This window comes from Comamonas sp. 17RB (assembly GCF_030056555.1).
In the GTDB taxonomy this organism is placed as follows: domain Bacteria; phylum Pseudomonadota; class Gammaproteobacteria; order Burkholderiales; family Burkholderiaceae_C; genus Comamonas; species Comamonas terrigena.
In genome coordinates this window covers 19,838-33,011 of sequence record NZ_JASHHY010000006.1, presented here as the reverse complement: position 1 = coordinate 33,011, position 13,174 = coordinate 19,838, and the positions used below count along the sequence as shown (strand labels likewise).

The following is a 13,174-nucleotide window of genomic DNA, read 5'->3' as shown; positions in this document are numbered from 1 at the left end:
ATGCGGGAGAATCTCCGGCTTCCGTTCGCGCATTCCCCGACGACAAAGGTCCCCTCCGTGAAGTTCCAAATGGCCCCCAACTCCCTGTTCGCCATCCTGCTGCGCTCGCGCTGGTGGATCAGCTTTGCCATCACCGGGGCCATCGTGCTGCTGGCCCTGGCCCTGCTGCCGCCGGACTACAAGCTGGTGGGCGCGCTCGGGGCCACACCGTTCTTCGCCGTGGGCATCGTGGCCCTGGTGCGGCAGCTGAACGCCCCCAGCCTGGCGCGCGTGCAGGCCATGCTGGACCTGGCCGCGGCCCAGAACTGGAGCCAGTTCTCCGCCACGCTGGAAGCGGCCTGGAAGGCCGAAGGCTATACCGTGCAGCGCATCGGCAGCCCGGCCGCCGACTTCCGCCTGGAGCGCCAGGGCAAGACCGCACTGGTCTGCGCCAAGCGCTGGAAGGCAGCCCACCACGGGGTGGAACCGCTGAAGCTGCTGGACAACGCCCGTACCGCCGAAGGCCTGCAGGACGCGGTCTACATTGCCCTGCAGCCGCTGCACGACAACGCCCGCGCCTTTGCCGGCGACCAGAACATCGTCGTGCTGCAGGACGCCGATCTGGCCGGGCTGCTGGCAAAAGCCAAGTCCAAGCCCAGCCCCTCGGCCTGACGGCCCCGCCGGTACCGACCGCTGGGGGATGCCCGCACTGCCATCCCCGCGCCCCGGCGCCATACTGTGCAGGCCATGCCTGCCATTCCTCCTTCACCGAAGTACACGCTACCCACGACGGCCTTGCTGTTGTCCGGTGGCGGTGCGCGTGCGGCCTACCAGGTCGGCGTGCTGGAAGCCGTTTCCGATCTGCGCCGGGCCTGCTACGCCCACCACATGCCGAATCCCTTCGGCGTGCTCGCCGGTACCTCGGCAGGCTCCATCAACGCCACGGCCCTGGCCTGCGGGGCCGACCATTTCGATCTGGCCGTGCAGCGCCTGGCAAGCCACTGGCGCGCCCTGAATGTCGGCAGCGTCTACCGGGCCGACCACCCCAGCCTGCTGCGCACCGGCATGCACTGGCTGGGCATGCTGGCGCTGGGCTGGGCCATGCCCAGCCGCCGCCGCATGCGCCCGCGTTCCCTGCTGGACAACAGCCCGCTGCGCCAGCGCCTGGAACAGCTGCTGCCCATGCACCGCATCCCCGGCCTGCTGGACCATGGCTACCTGCACGCGCTGGCCGTCACCGCATCCAGCTACACCACGGGCGAGCATGTGACGTTCTTCGATACCCGGGTCGAGCTGGAGCCCTGGAAGCGTTCCCAGCGCAGTTCGCGCCGCACCACGCTGACCCACGAGCATCTGCTGGCCTCTTCCGCCATTCCGTTCGTGTTCCCCGCCACACCGCTGCCGCACCATGCCCCGCAGGAGTACTTCGGCGATGGCGCCATGCGCCACACCGCGCCGCTGTCTTCGGTGATCCACCTGGGTGCCCACCGCGTGATGGTGGTGGGTGCCGGCCGCATGTGGGAACAGCCGTCCATGGCACCGCTCCCGCCGGCCAACTACCCCAGCCCGGCACAGATGGCCGGCCACGCCCTGTCCAGCATCTTTCTGGACACCCTGCCGCTGGACGTGGAGCGCGCCTTGCGCATCAACCAGACGCTGTCGCTGATCCCCCCAGCCGAACGTGCCCGCAGCAACCTGCGGCCGCTGGAACTGCTGGTCATCAACCCCAGCGACCGGCTGGACAGCCTGGCGGCCACCCACCTGCCGGCCCTGCCGCAGGGCATGCGCAACCTGCTGCGCGTGCTGGGGGTGGACAGCCAGCGCCCCGAGGCCCAGGGCGCCGCCCTGGCCAGCTACCTGATGTTCATCCCCCCCTACATCCACGCGCTGATGGCGCTGGGCCGCGCCGACACGCTGGCAAAGCGGGAAGACGTGGTGCGGTTTTTCGGCTGGCACGACCGAGGTGTTGCAGTTATGCCGCACCACAACCGAGCGCGGCACTGAGACTTCGGGCGATCCGCCGCCGTCTGTCACCACAATCCGGGGGACTCGCCCGTGCTGGCGGTATCGCCTGCCCGTTCTTTTTCCTCTTTGCCATGCCCGACTCCCCTGCCCTTGACCCGGCACCACCCGCTGTGCCCGCAGGCACCGCACCGGCCTCCCCCAAATCCTGGCGCAATACGCTCAAACTGAGCCTGCTCCTGCCCTATATCGGCCTGATCGTCTTGCTGACGGCCACCATCGGGGGTATCACCTACTGGGCCGGCGCCCGCACCGTGTCGTCGCTGACAGAACGCATGCTGCAGGAGATGGTGAACCGCATCGGCCAGTCGGTGGTGCACCATGTCAGCGGCTCCGGTGCCGTGCTGGAAGCGGCCTTTCCCACCGGCATGCCTGCGCCGGAACGCATCGAAGACGGCTGGCGGGATCTGCGCAACCGCCTGTGGGCCGCCACCACGCTGCACCCCAGCACCAACGACTATGTGTACTACGGCAATCTGCGCGGCCAGGGCGTGGGCCTGAAACGCCTGCACGACCATACGTCCGAGCTGCGGGTCAAGACCGAATCGACCGCCCACCGCCGCTATTTCCGCCTGGAGCAGATCGATGGCGAGGAACAGTTCCTGTTCACGGAAAAAGGGCTGTTCGACCCCCGTACCCGCCCCTGGTTCCAGCAGGCCCAGGCCGCGCCCAGCCATACCTGGACCTCGGTCTATATCGACTTCAGCGCACACGATCTGGTGGTGACGCGCGCACGCCGCGTGCTCAACACCCATGGCGAATTCCAGGGCGTGGTGGCCACCGATGTGTCGCTGCTGGCCCTGAACCGCTTTGTCAACGAACTGGGCAACAGCGTGCAGGGCCGCGCCTTCATCATCGAGCCCAGCGGCGATCTGGTGGCGGCCTCGGGCATGGCCAATGTGCGCCAGAAGGACAGCGGGGAGATGGAGCGCATTTCCGTGCACAGCGTGAACGACCCGCTGATCGAAGGCGTGTACAAGGAAATCCGCCACCTGTTCAACATACCCGCCCGCGACGATGAATCGGCCGTGGGCGGAAAGACCATGCACATGCAGGACAGCCAGGGCCGGAACCTGCTGGTCGCCTACCGCCGCGTGCTGGACGATGCCGGCATGAACTGGGTGGCCGTGGTGGCCGTGCCCCGCACCGCCATGCTGGCCGATGTGTCCAACCTGGTGGAAATGGTGACGGCGGCCGGCGTCTTCGCACTGGCCTGCGCGCTGATCATGGGCATGCGCGTGTTCGGCAAGGTGGCCGACGAGGTGCACCAGCTCTCGCACGCCGTGCGCCGAGTGGGCCAGGGAGCCATCGACACCCCCATCGATTCGCGCCGCAGCGACGAGCTGGGCGATCTGGCCCGGACCTTCCAGGGCATGCGCCAGGAATTGTTCACCGACCGCCTCACCGGCGTGTCCAACCGCAGCGCCCTGCAGCACGTGCTGGCCGCGCTGACGGCGGGCGACGCCGCATCGGCCCAGCCGTTTGCCCTGCTGTTCCTGGACCTGAACCTGTTCAAGCCGCTGAACGACCGCTGGGGCCATGACAACGGGGACCGCGCCCTCACCGAAGTGGCCCAGCGCCTGCGCCAGCAGGTGCGTGCCGTTGACCATGTGGCGCGCCTGGGCGGTGACGAATTCGTGGTGGTCCTGCGCGGCGTGGAGACACCGGAGATGGCGCGCGCCCTGGCCGACAAGCTGGTCGCCGCGCTCAGCACCCCCTTGACCACCCTGGAAGGCATTCCTGCCGGAGAAACCGTCCACCTGAGCGCCTCGGTGGGCATTGCGCTGTACCCGGCCGACGGCCAGGATGTGCAGACCCTGCTGCGCCAGGCCGACCAGCAGATGTACCAGGACAAGGCCCGGCGCGGCCCCCCTGCGCGCTAGGCGCACGCCGGACGGTCGCCTTCCTGCAAGGGTGATCCCGTAGGGCCCCGCCACAGTCGGCGGCCCGGTGCTACGATCGCGCCACTCTTGCAGGTCCTGCAGTGTGGAACGATGGATGCGGCCCGGACATGAAGCCCGCTTGCACCATTGCCCTCCGGCGACCGAGCAACCTTGCGCCCTGGGGCGGTCGTGCTGCGACGCCCCCTTCAGCCAGGCGGGATGTGCAAGTGTTTCGATCACCACCACTTGTGAGGGCTTTCACATGCAACGCCGCCAATTTATCCAACTCTCCACCATTGCCGCGTCCGCAGGCAGCTTTGGCTCCGTCTTCGCTGCCGTCTCTGCCACGACCGCCGGATGGCGCAACTTTGAAATCACCACCACCGTCGACCTGAGCGAAAAGACCGCCCAGTCCAAGGTGTGGATCCCTGTGCCCGCTGCGGAACTGCCGGGCTACCAGCGCACGGTGGACGTGTCCTTCAACGCCCCCGGCGCTACCAAGGCCGAGCTGTACCGCGTCCCCGGCACCGATGCCCGCATGATCGCCGTGCAGTGGGCCGATGCCAGCGCCGCCCACACCGTGGAAGTGACCAGCCGCATCGCCGTGCTGGACCGCGCCACCGACCTGGGCAACGCCGGTACCGCCCGCAAGCTGTCGGCAGCGCAGCTGCGCCCTTACCTGCAACCCACTTCGCTGGCACCGCTGGACGGCATCGTCAAGGAAACCGCCGACAAGATCCAGGCCGAAGCCGGCAAGCCCCAGGATGCCATTGGCAAGGCCCGCGCCATCTATGACTGGATGGTGGCCAACTGCACGCGCAATGGATCCGTGGCCGGTTGCGGCACAGGCGACGTGCGCTACACGCTGACCAGCGGCAATCTGTCGGGCAAGTGCGCCGACCTGAACGGCCTGTTCACCGCCCTCTCCCGCGCCAGCGGCGTGCCGGCCCGCGACGTGTACGGCGTGCGCGTGGACGATTCCGTGCACGGCTTCAAGAGCCTGGGCAAGAGCGGCGACATTTCCAAGGCGCAGCACTGCCGCGCCGAGTTCTACGCCGACGGCTACGGCTGGGTGCCGGTCGACCCCGCCGACGTGGCCAAGGTCGCACTGGAAGAGCAACCCGGCGGCCTGCCCAAGGACGCCCCCAAGGTGCGCGCCGCCCGTGCCATGCTGTTCGGCGGCTGGGAAGGCAACTGGATGGCCTACAACACGGCCGCCGATGTGCGCCTGCCCGGTGCAGACAAGACCGTGGGCTTCTTCATGTACCCCCATGGCGAAACCGCCCAGGGTCGCCTGGACAGCCTGGATCCGGCCCACTTCGCCTACCGCATCACCTCCAAGAAGCTGGCCTGACCGGCCCTTGGTGACGTTGTGAAGCCCCTCCCCCCCAACCGCCGCCACTGCCTGCAGCTGCTGGCCGGCGCGCTTGGGGGCACCTGGGGCAGCCACGCCCTGGCCCGCGAAGCTACCGCTTCGCCCCCAGCCGAGGCGGTGGGCCGGCTGGCGCCCTGGCCTGCCCGCCAGGCCACACCGGCCCTGAAAGCCCTGGCGCTGGACGGGAACCGCCGCAGCCTGTCCGATTTCGCGGGCACCCCTCTGATCCTCAATTTCTGGGCCACCTACTGCGCGCCTTGCCGCCTGGAGATACCCCAGTTCAACCAGTTGCTCGTCCGGCACCAGGCCCGGGGCCTGCGCGTGCTGGCCGTCAACCACGGCGAAATGCCGGCGCGCGTGCTGCAGTTTCTGCAGGCCGTGCCGTTCCACGGGGATGTGCTGCTCGACCGCAGCCAGACCCAGCTGCCCGCCTGGGGCGGCATGGCCCTGCCGACCAGTTTTGTGATCGATGCCCAGGGCCGGGTGCGCTTTTGGCACATGGGCGAAATCGACTGGCTGGGTGCCGACGCACAGGCCGCGCTGCAGACGGTGCTGCAGGGCTGAGCCCCTGGCGCCTCCCGCCACCCCACACCAGAATCCCCGTGCGACCGGCCTGCGCCACAAACGCCTAGAATTGGCCGGTTCTGGTGCGCCGCGGGGCGCAGACGGCTGCCTACAGCCGTCCACGTGACCAGAACCGGTGCCCGGCCTCCTGCCGTGCGCCCCTCAGCGATCAGAAAGTTCCGCAACCCTATGTCTCAACGAAAGTTATTCGTCACCACCGCCCTGCCGTACGCCAACGGCAACTTCCACATCGGCCACATCATGGAATACATCCAGGCCGACACCTGGGTGCGTGCGCAGCGAATGCAGGGCAATGCGGTCAACTTCGTGGGTGCCGATGACGCCCACGGTGCCCCCATCATGATTGCCGCCGAAAAGGCCGGCAAGACGCCCCAGCAGTTTGTGGCCGACATCGCCGCCGGCCGCAAACCCTACCTCGACGGCTTCCACATCGCCTTCGACAACTGGAGCAACACTGACAGCCCGGAAAACCACGAGCTGTCTAAGCAGATCTACCGCGACCTGAAGCAGGCCGGCTTCATCGAGACCCGCACCATCGAACAGTTCTTCGACCCCGAGAAGAACATGTTCCTGCCCGACCGTTTCATCAAGGGCGAATGCCCACGCTGCCACGCCAAGGACCAGTACGGTGACAACTGCGAAGTCTGCAGCTCGGTCTACGCGCCGACCGACCTGATCAATCCGTTCTCGGCCCTGTCCGGTGCCACGCCAGTGCTCAAGACCTCGGAGCATTTCTTCTTCAAGCTGTCCGACCCGCGCGCCGTCGAGTTCCTGACCGAATGGACGCAGGACGGCAAGCATGTGCAGCCCGAAGTGGCCGCCAAGATCAAGGAATGGTTTGGCGTGCGCACCAACCCCGATGGCTCGACCAGCGAAGGCCTGGACGACTGGGACATCAGCCGCGACGCGCCCTACTTCGGCATCGAGATCCCCGATGCACCGGGCAAGTACTTCTATGTGTGGCTGGACGCGCCCGTGGGCTATCTGGCGTCGCTCAAGGAACTGCTGAACCGCCGCGGCGAGGACTACGACGCCTACATGGCCGACCCCGATCTGGAGCAGTACCACTTCATCGGCAAGGACATCATCACCTTCCACACGCTGTTCTGGCCTGCGATGCTGAAGTTCAGCGGCCGCAAGACGCCGACCCGGATCTGCGTGCACGGCTTCATGACCGTCAACAACGGCGAAAAGATGAGCAAGAGCCGCGGCACCGGTCTGGATCCGATGAAGTACCTGGCCCTCAAGATGAACCCCGAGTGGCTGCGCTACTACCTGGGCGCCAAGCTCAACGGCCGCAACGAAGACATCGACTTCAACCCCGAAGACTTCATGCTGCGCGTCAACTCCGACCTGATCGGCAAGTACGTCAACATCGCTTCGCGTGCTGCCGGCTTCATCAGCAAGCGCTTCGAAGGCAAGCTGGGGGCGGTCAGCGAAGACGGCCAGACCCTGCTGGCAGCGCTGCGCGAGCAGAAAGACGCCATCGTGGCAGCCTACGAGGGCCGCGACACCGCCCGTGCAGCCCGTGAAATCATGCTGCTGTGCGACAAGGTCAACAGCTACGTGGATGCCAACAAGCCCTGGGAACTGGCCAAGCAGGAAGGCATGGACGCCCGTCTGCAGGATGTCTGCACCACCTGCATCGAAGCCTTCCGCCTGCTGACGATTTACCTCAAGCCCATGCTGCCCGCCGTGGCCACGCAGGTCGAAGCCTTCCTGAATGTGCAGCCGCTGCAGTTTGCCGATGCCGCCAGCTTGCTGGGCGCCGGCCATGGCATCGGCAAGTACGAACACCTGATGCAGCGCGTGGTGGTGGAACAGCTCGACGCTCTGTTCGAGCCGCCCGCAGCCCCCGTGGTGGAAGCGGTGAAGCCCGGTGGCGAAGAAATTGCGCCCACCATCACCATCGATGACTTTGCCAAGATCGATCTGCGCATCGCCAAGATCGTCGAGTGCAAGGCCGTGGAAGGCTCGACCAAGCTGCTGCAGCTGACGCTGGACGCCGGCGAGGGCAAGATGCGCAATGTGTTCAGCGGCATCGCCAGCATGTACCGCCCGGAACAGCTGGAAGGCAAGCTGACGGTGCTGGTGGCCAACCTGGCTCCGCGCAAGATGAAGTTCGGCATCAGCGAAGGCATGGTGCTGGCCGCCAGCCACGCGGACGAGAAGGCCGTGCCCGGCATCTATGTGCTGGAGCCCTTCCCGGGCGCCCAGCCGGGCATGCGCATCGGCTGATGCCCCAAGCCTGATGCGCTTTCCGCCCATCACCCAGCCCCTGCGGCCCCTGGCCGCCGGGGCTTTTTTCTGTGCACTGCTGCCGCTGTCCGGCTGCACCGTGATCGCCGTGGCAGGCACGGCCGTCAGCGTGACGGCCGGTGCCGTGGGCCTGGCGGCCGACGCGGCGATCGGCACGGCCAAGATTGTCGGCAAAGGCGTGGGCAAGGCTGCCGATGCCCTGATGGACGACGACCCGCCCGACACCTCCGGCGTGAACGTGCACTACCGCGACGCAGGGCCCTCTGCGGCATCTACTGCGCCGCAGTGATCCCGCAGCGCGCCTGCGCGCCCTGTCGTCCTATCCCAACCGCTTGCTGCGCTGCCCCCATGGGGCAGCTGTCGCTCTCCCGTTCCAGGCATTCAGCGCGCCCCGCGGGCACGGCCAAGCACATTGCCGCGGCATAAATAAATAACCAATAACTTCCTGTAACAGTGCTCCGTTATTGGCCGCCGTGCCGCTGCGTCTGTTCCTAGAATCCGCCCACCCACCGCTGTGCTTGCGGCGGGCGACAAGGCCGCGAAAGCCTGCACCCGGAGTGCCACCGCGCCGCCCCCTGTCGCCAGGACGCCCAAGCAGCCAGGCTTTTCCCTAGGATGCCGGATGCCTGCGATGGCCTTGCCCCACAGACTCTTCAGGAGACCCCATGCCTCTTGCATTTCGCTCTTCCCGAGCCCCCCGCGCTGTCCAGGCGCTCTGGCCCGTGCTGGCACTGACGGCGGCCTTCCACGCCCAGGCCGCCACCGACGCTCCCGCCCCCCTGCGCGCCCAGGATGTGGCGGTGCTGGCAGCCACCTGCGCCAACTGCCACGGCCCCGACGGCCGTTCCACAGGCGGCATTCCGCAGCTGCGCGGTGTGGGCGAAGCCCATCTGCTGCAGCGCCTGCAGGCCTTCAAGGCCGGCACCGCCCAGGACGCCACCGTGATGACCCGCCTGGCCAAGGGCTACGAAGACGAACAGATCAAGGCGCTGGCCGCATGGTTCAGCAAGGAGGGCAAGTGATGCAATTCAACCGTCGTCAAATGCTGGGCGGTGCCGCAGCCGGTGTCACCAGTCTGGCCCTGCCGTCCATCGTCCGCGCCCAGGCCGCATCCGCCCATGTGGTGGTGATCGGCGGCGGCTTTGGTGGCGCCACCGCCGCCCGCTACCTGCGCCAGCTGGCTCCCCATCTGCGTGTCACGCTGGTGGAGCCTGCCGCACGTTTCTACACCTGCCCCTTCTCCAATCTGTACCTGGCCGGCCTGCGCAGCTGGGAGAGCATCGGCCACAGCTATGACGGCCTGCGCAAGGCCGGCGTGCACGTGGTCCACGCCCGTGCCGACCATGTGTTGACCGACACCCGCCGGGTGCTGCTGTCCAATGGCCAGGCCCTCTCTTACGACAAGCTGGTGCTCTCGCCCGGTGTGGACATGCGCTGGAATGCAGTGGAAGGCTATGACGAGGCGGCTTCGCAGCTGGCCCCCCACGCCTGGAAAGCGGGTCCGCAGACCCAGTTGCTGAAAAAGCAGCTGGAAGCCATGCCCGATGGCGGCAAGTTTGTGATGGTGATCCCCGCCAACCCCTTCCGCTGCCCGCCCGGCCCCTACGAGCGCGCCGCCATGGTGGCCCACTACCTCAAGCAGCACAAACCCAAGAGCAAGATCCTGCTGCTGGACGACAAGGACGCCTTCTCCAAGCAAGGGCTGTTCATCCAGGGCTGGAAGGCGCTGTACGGCGACATGATCGAGTGGGTCAAGCAGTCCGACGACGGCAAGGTCACCCGTGTGGACGCCAGGAACCTGGAAGTGGAAACCGCCTTCGGCACCAAGCACAAGGCCGATGTGCTGAACGTCATCCCGCCCCAGAAAGCCGGCTTCATCGCCGACCGCGCCGGGGTGACGGACGCCAGCGGCTGGGTGCCGGTCAAGGCCGGGTCGTTCGAATCCTCCAAGGTGCCGAACGTCTACGTGCTGGGCGACGCCACCATCGCGGCCCCCATGCCCAAATCGGGCTTTGCCGCCAACACCCAGGGCAAGGTGGCCGCTGCGGCCATTGCCGCCGAGCTGACCGGCCAGCCGGTACCTGCGGCCTCGTACGCCAACACCTGCTACAGCCTGATCGGCAACGACTACGGCATTTCCGTGGCAGGGGTCTACCGTGCCCAGGAAGGCAAGCTGATCGAAGTGCCCAACTCCGGCGGCGTGAGCCCGCTGGACGGCAATGCCGCCTTCCGCAAGGCCGAGGCCGACTACGGCTCGGCCTGGTACAAGGCCATCAGCACCGACATCTGGGACCGCTGATCCATGCCGCCTACCACCCAGCTGGCTGCCGCATTCGCTCTGGGCTGCGCCTTCGGTCTGGCCGCGCGGCTCAGCCGCTTCTGCCTGCTGCGCGGCCTGCGCCAGGCGCAGGGGCTGGATGGCGATACCGCACGCGGCAGCGCGCCGGCGCTGCAGGCTTTTGCCCTGGCCCTGGCGGTGGCGTTGCTGGGCACCCAGGCCCTGGTCTGGGCCGGCCAGCTGGACTGGAGCCTGGCACCCATCGTGCGCACGCAGTTCTCGCTGCCCGGCGTGCTGCTGGGCGGTGCGCTGTTCGGCGTGGGCATGGTGCTGGCACGCAGCTGTGGCGCGCGGGCCCTGGTGCTGCTGGGAGGCGGCAATCTGCGCGCGCTGGTCACGCTGGTGTTTTTGGGTCTGGCGGCCCAGGCCACGTTCACCGGCGTGCTGGCACCGCTGCGCCAGTGGTGGCAGAACCTGGGTGCGGTGGCGCTGGAACACAGCACCCTGCCCGCCTTCCTGTCCGCAGCGGGCGGGAACAGCACCGCAGCACTGGCGGTGTGCACCGCCCTGCCCGCGGCAGCGCTGCTGGCTTATGCATGGTGGAACCCCGCTCTGCGCCGCAGCCCGGTGCAGTGGCTGGGGGCCGTGGCCATCGGCGCCCTGGTGGCCGCCGGCTGGTGGATCAGCAGCCATGTGGGGGTGGACCCGTTCGAGCCCACGCCCACCACCTCGCTGAGCCTGATTGCGCCGGTGTCCGAAAGCCTGCTCTACCTGCAGCTGGCCGTGGGGCGCGACTTCAGCTGGGGCCCTGCCCTGGCCGCCGGCATTCTGGCCGGCGCCGCAGCGGGCGCGCTGCTGGACCGCAGCGCCCGGTGGGAGGGGTTTGACAGCACGCCACGCCTGGCGGCGTCGGCACTGGGCGGCACCTTGATGGGCCTGGGCGGGGTGCTGGCAGCAGGCTGCTCCATCGGTCAGGGCCTGAGCGGACTGTCCACCCTGGCCGTGGCCAGCCTGCCCGCCGCAGTCGGGATTGTGCTGGGCGCCTGGCTGGCACTGCGCCTGCTTCCGGCCACATTTCGATAAGTGAGCACACTCTCACGTCACACCACTGCGGCATGCGCACCACAGCGGTGCGGTGCCGTCCGGTCGCTGTCCTAGAATCCGCGCATCAGACAGTGCTGTATGTGCCGCGTGACGGCTGTGACGGATCCCCGGATACCGTCTGCCTGCCCAGCCTTGCCAGGGTGTTCCACCCTGCGCCCACCGACCACATTCCCCTGCTGACGCCTTCGCTGATCGCATCGGTGCTGGCTGCCGCCGCCAGGCCCCTGGCTGCTACCCCGCTTCCGAAGGGTGGTATTCCCTGGGCACCTGGAACCGGTCTGGCTGCCAGGCTGCTGCGCTGCTTTTTTGCCTGCGTCATTCTTTTTCTTTTGCAAGGTCCCCCCACATGCAACGTCGCCACTTTCTGACCCGTCCGCCCGTCATGGCGGCTGCCGCCATCGCAGCGCCTTCGCTGGCCCTGGCCGCACCGGCCATCCTGACACCCCAGTCGCGCATCCTGCCCCGCCAGGGCAAGGGCCCGCGCATCGTGATCTGCGGCGGCGGCTGGGGCGGCATGACAGCAGCGCGCTACCTGCGCGAGCTGATGCCGACATCCGAAGTGGTGCTGCTGGAGCGCAATGCGACTTTCTGGTCCGGCCCGATGAGCAACAAGTGGCTGATCGACATCGTGAACACCGATTTCGTCAACCGCGACATGCTGCACCCGGCCAACAAGTACGGCTACACGCTGCTGCAGACCGAGGTGACCGGATTCGAGCGCGACCAGAAGCTGGTGCGTACCAGCCATGGCCTGATCGAATACGACTTCCTGATCCTGTCGGGCGGTATCCGCAACGACTACGAAGCCTGGTTCGGCAACGACCAGCGCGCCATTGAATACACGCGCACGCACTTTCCCAACGCCTACATCCCCAACCAGGAGATGCTGTCGCTCAAGAGCAAGGTCAAGAACTTCAAGGGCGGCACGCTGGTGATGACCCTGCCACCGCCGCCGCACCGCTGCCCGCCCTCGCCCTACGAGCGAGCCTGCCTGATTGCCTGGCACATCAAGAAGAACAAGATCCCCGGCAAGATCCTGATCCTGGATCCCAAGCCCAAGATCGCCCCCATCAGCATGGGCTACCAGCAGGCCTTCGAAGAGCTGTATCCGGACATCATCACCCACGTGCCCAATGCGCGTGTGCAAGAGGTCGACCCCTTCAACAAGAAGATCAAGACTGCCGCCGGCGAATTCAAGTTCGACGATGCCATCCTGATGCCGCCGCACCAGGCGGCCGACATGGTCTGGCAAGCCGACCTGATCGGCAAGGACCCGGCCACCGGCAAGCCCACCGGCTGGGCCGATATGCACAACCGCCTCTACCATGCCAAGACCGACGACCGCGTCTACTTTGTGGGCGACCTGATGGGCGCCATCTCGCCCCAGTTCGGCCACTACCCCAAGAGCGGCCACGTGGCCAACTACATCGGCAAGATCGTGGCCAAGAACATTGCCCAGCGCGTGGCCGGCAAGGAAGTCACGCCGCTGCTGCCGGACAACCTGTGCTACATGATGGTCAACGGGGATCCGCAGGAGGAAATCTCGGTCAAGTTCGAGTACGAAGTGGATGCCGCCAGCGGCAATGTGATCCAGCACCAGATCGACATGGACGTGCGCACGCCCGATCTGGTCAAGGAAGACTTTGCCTGGATCAACAGCAAGTTCAGCGACTTCCTGGGCGTGTAAGC

11 protein-coding genes are annotated in these 13,174 nt (G+C 67.1%); all 11 read left to right on the top strand.

What is annotated here, in order from left to right; all coding sequences use genetic code 11:
* Positions 1–57 precede the first annotated feature (57 nt).
* The 11 genes from QM470_RS11785 to QM470_RS11735 all read left to right on the top strand — a co-directional run bounded on the left by QM470_RS11785 (position 58) and on the right by QM470_RS11735 (position 13,172).
* Positions 58–651: a restriction endonuclease gene (locus QM470_RS11785; protein WP_349307067.1), complete on the top strand. Its 594-nt coding sequence runs from the start codon at positions 58–60 to the stop codon at positions 649–651.
* Positions 652–726: 75 nt separating this feature from the next.
* The gene (locus QM470_RS11780) at positions 727–1,983 is read left to right on the top strand and encodes a patatin-like phospholipase family protein (protein WP_283339414.1); all 1,257 of its coding nucleotides are present in this window, start codon (positions 727–729) and stop codon (positions 1,981–1,983) included.
* Positions 1,984–2,075: 92 nt separating this feature from the next.
* Positions 2,076–3,884: a sensor domain-containing diguanylate cyclase gene (locus QM470_RS11775; protein WP_283339413.1), complete on the top strand. Its 1,809-nt coding sequence runs from the start codon at positions 2,076–2,078 to the stop codon at positions 3,882–3,884.
* Positions 3,885–4,146: 262 nt separating this feature from the next.
* Positions 4,147–5,238 carry a transglutaminase-like domain-containing protein gene (locus tag QM470_RS11770; RefSeq protein ID WP_283339412.1) on the top strand — a complete coding sequence of 364 codons (1,092 nt, stop codon included), beginning with the start codon at positions 4,147–4,149 and terminating at the stop codon, positions 5,236–5,238.
* Positions 5,239–5,256: 18 nt separating this feature from the next.
* Positions 5,257–5,823 (top strand): TlpA family protein disulfide reductase, encoded by a 567-nt coding sequence (locus QM470_RS11765; RefSeq protein WP_283339411.1) that lies wholly within the window; start codon positions 5,257–5,259, stop codon positions 5,821–5,823.
* Between the two features lie 189 nt (positions 5,824–6,012).
* Positions 6,013–8,082, top strand: a complete 2,070-nt coding sequence (metG, locus tag QM470_RS11760; RefSeq protein WP_280013831.1) for a methionine--tRNA ligase — start codon at positions 6,013–6,015, stop codon at positions 8,080–8,082.
* Positions 8,083–8,095: 13 nt separating this feature from the next.
* Complete coding sequence (locus QM470_RS11755) at positions 8,096–8,392, top strand: hypothetical protein (RefSeq protein ID WP_280013830.1); 297 nt, start codon at positions 8,096–8,098, stop codon at positions 8,390–8,392.
* A 376-nt stretch (positions 8,393–8,768) separates the two neighbouring features.
* Complete coding sequence (locus QM470_RS11750) at positions 8,769–9,125, top strand: c-type cytochrome (RefSeq protein ID WP_283339410.1); 357 nt, start codon at positions 8,769–8,771, stop codon at positions 9,123–9,125.
* Positions 9,125–10,402, top strand: a complete 1,278-nt coding sequence (locus QM470_RS11745) for an NAD(P)/FAD-dependent oxidoreductase (protein ID WP_283339409.1) — start codon at positions 9,125–9,127, stop codon at positions 10,400–10,402. Before QM470_RS11750 ends, QM470_RS11745 begins: the two co-directional genes overlap by 1 nt.
* A 3-nt stretch (positions 10,403–10,405) precedes the next feature.
* On the top strand, positions 10,406–11,464 hold the full coding sequence (locus QM470_RS11740) for a YeeE/YedE thiosulfate transporter family protein (RefSeq protein WP_283339408.1): 1,059 nt from the start codon (positions 10,406–10,408) through the stop codon (positions 11,462–11,464).
* 367 nt (positions 11,465–11,831) lie between these two features.
* Positions 11,832–13,172, top strand: a complete 1,341-nt coding sequence (locus QM470_RS11735) for an FAD-dependent oxidoreductase (RefSeq protein WP_066539371.1) — start codon at positions 11,832–11,834, stop codon at positions 13,170–13,172.
* The last annotated feature ends 2 nt before the right edge of the window (positions 13,173–13,174 follow it).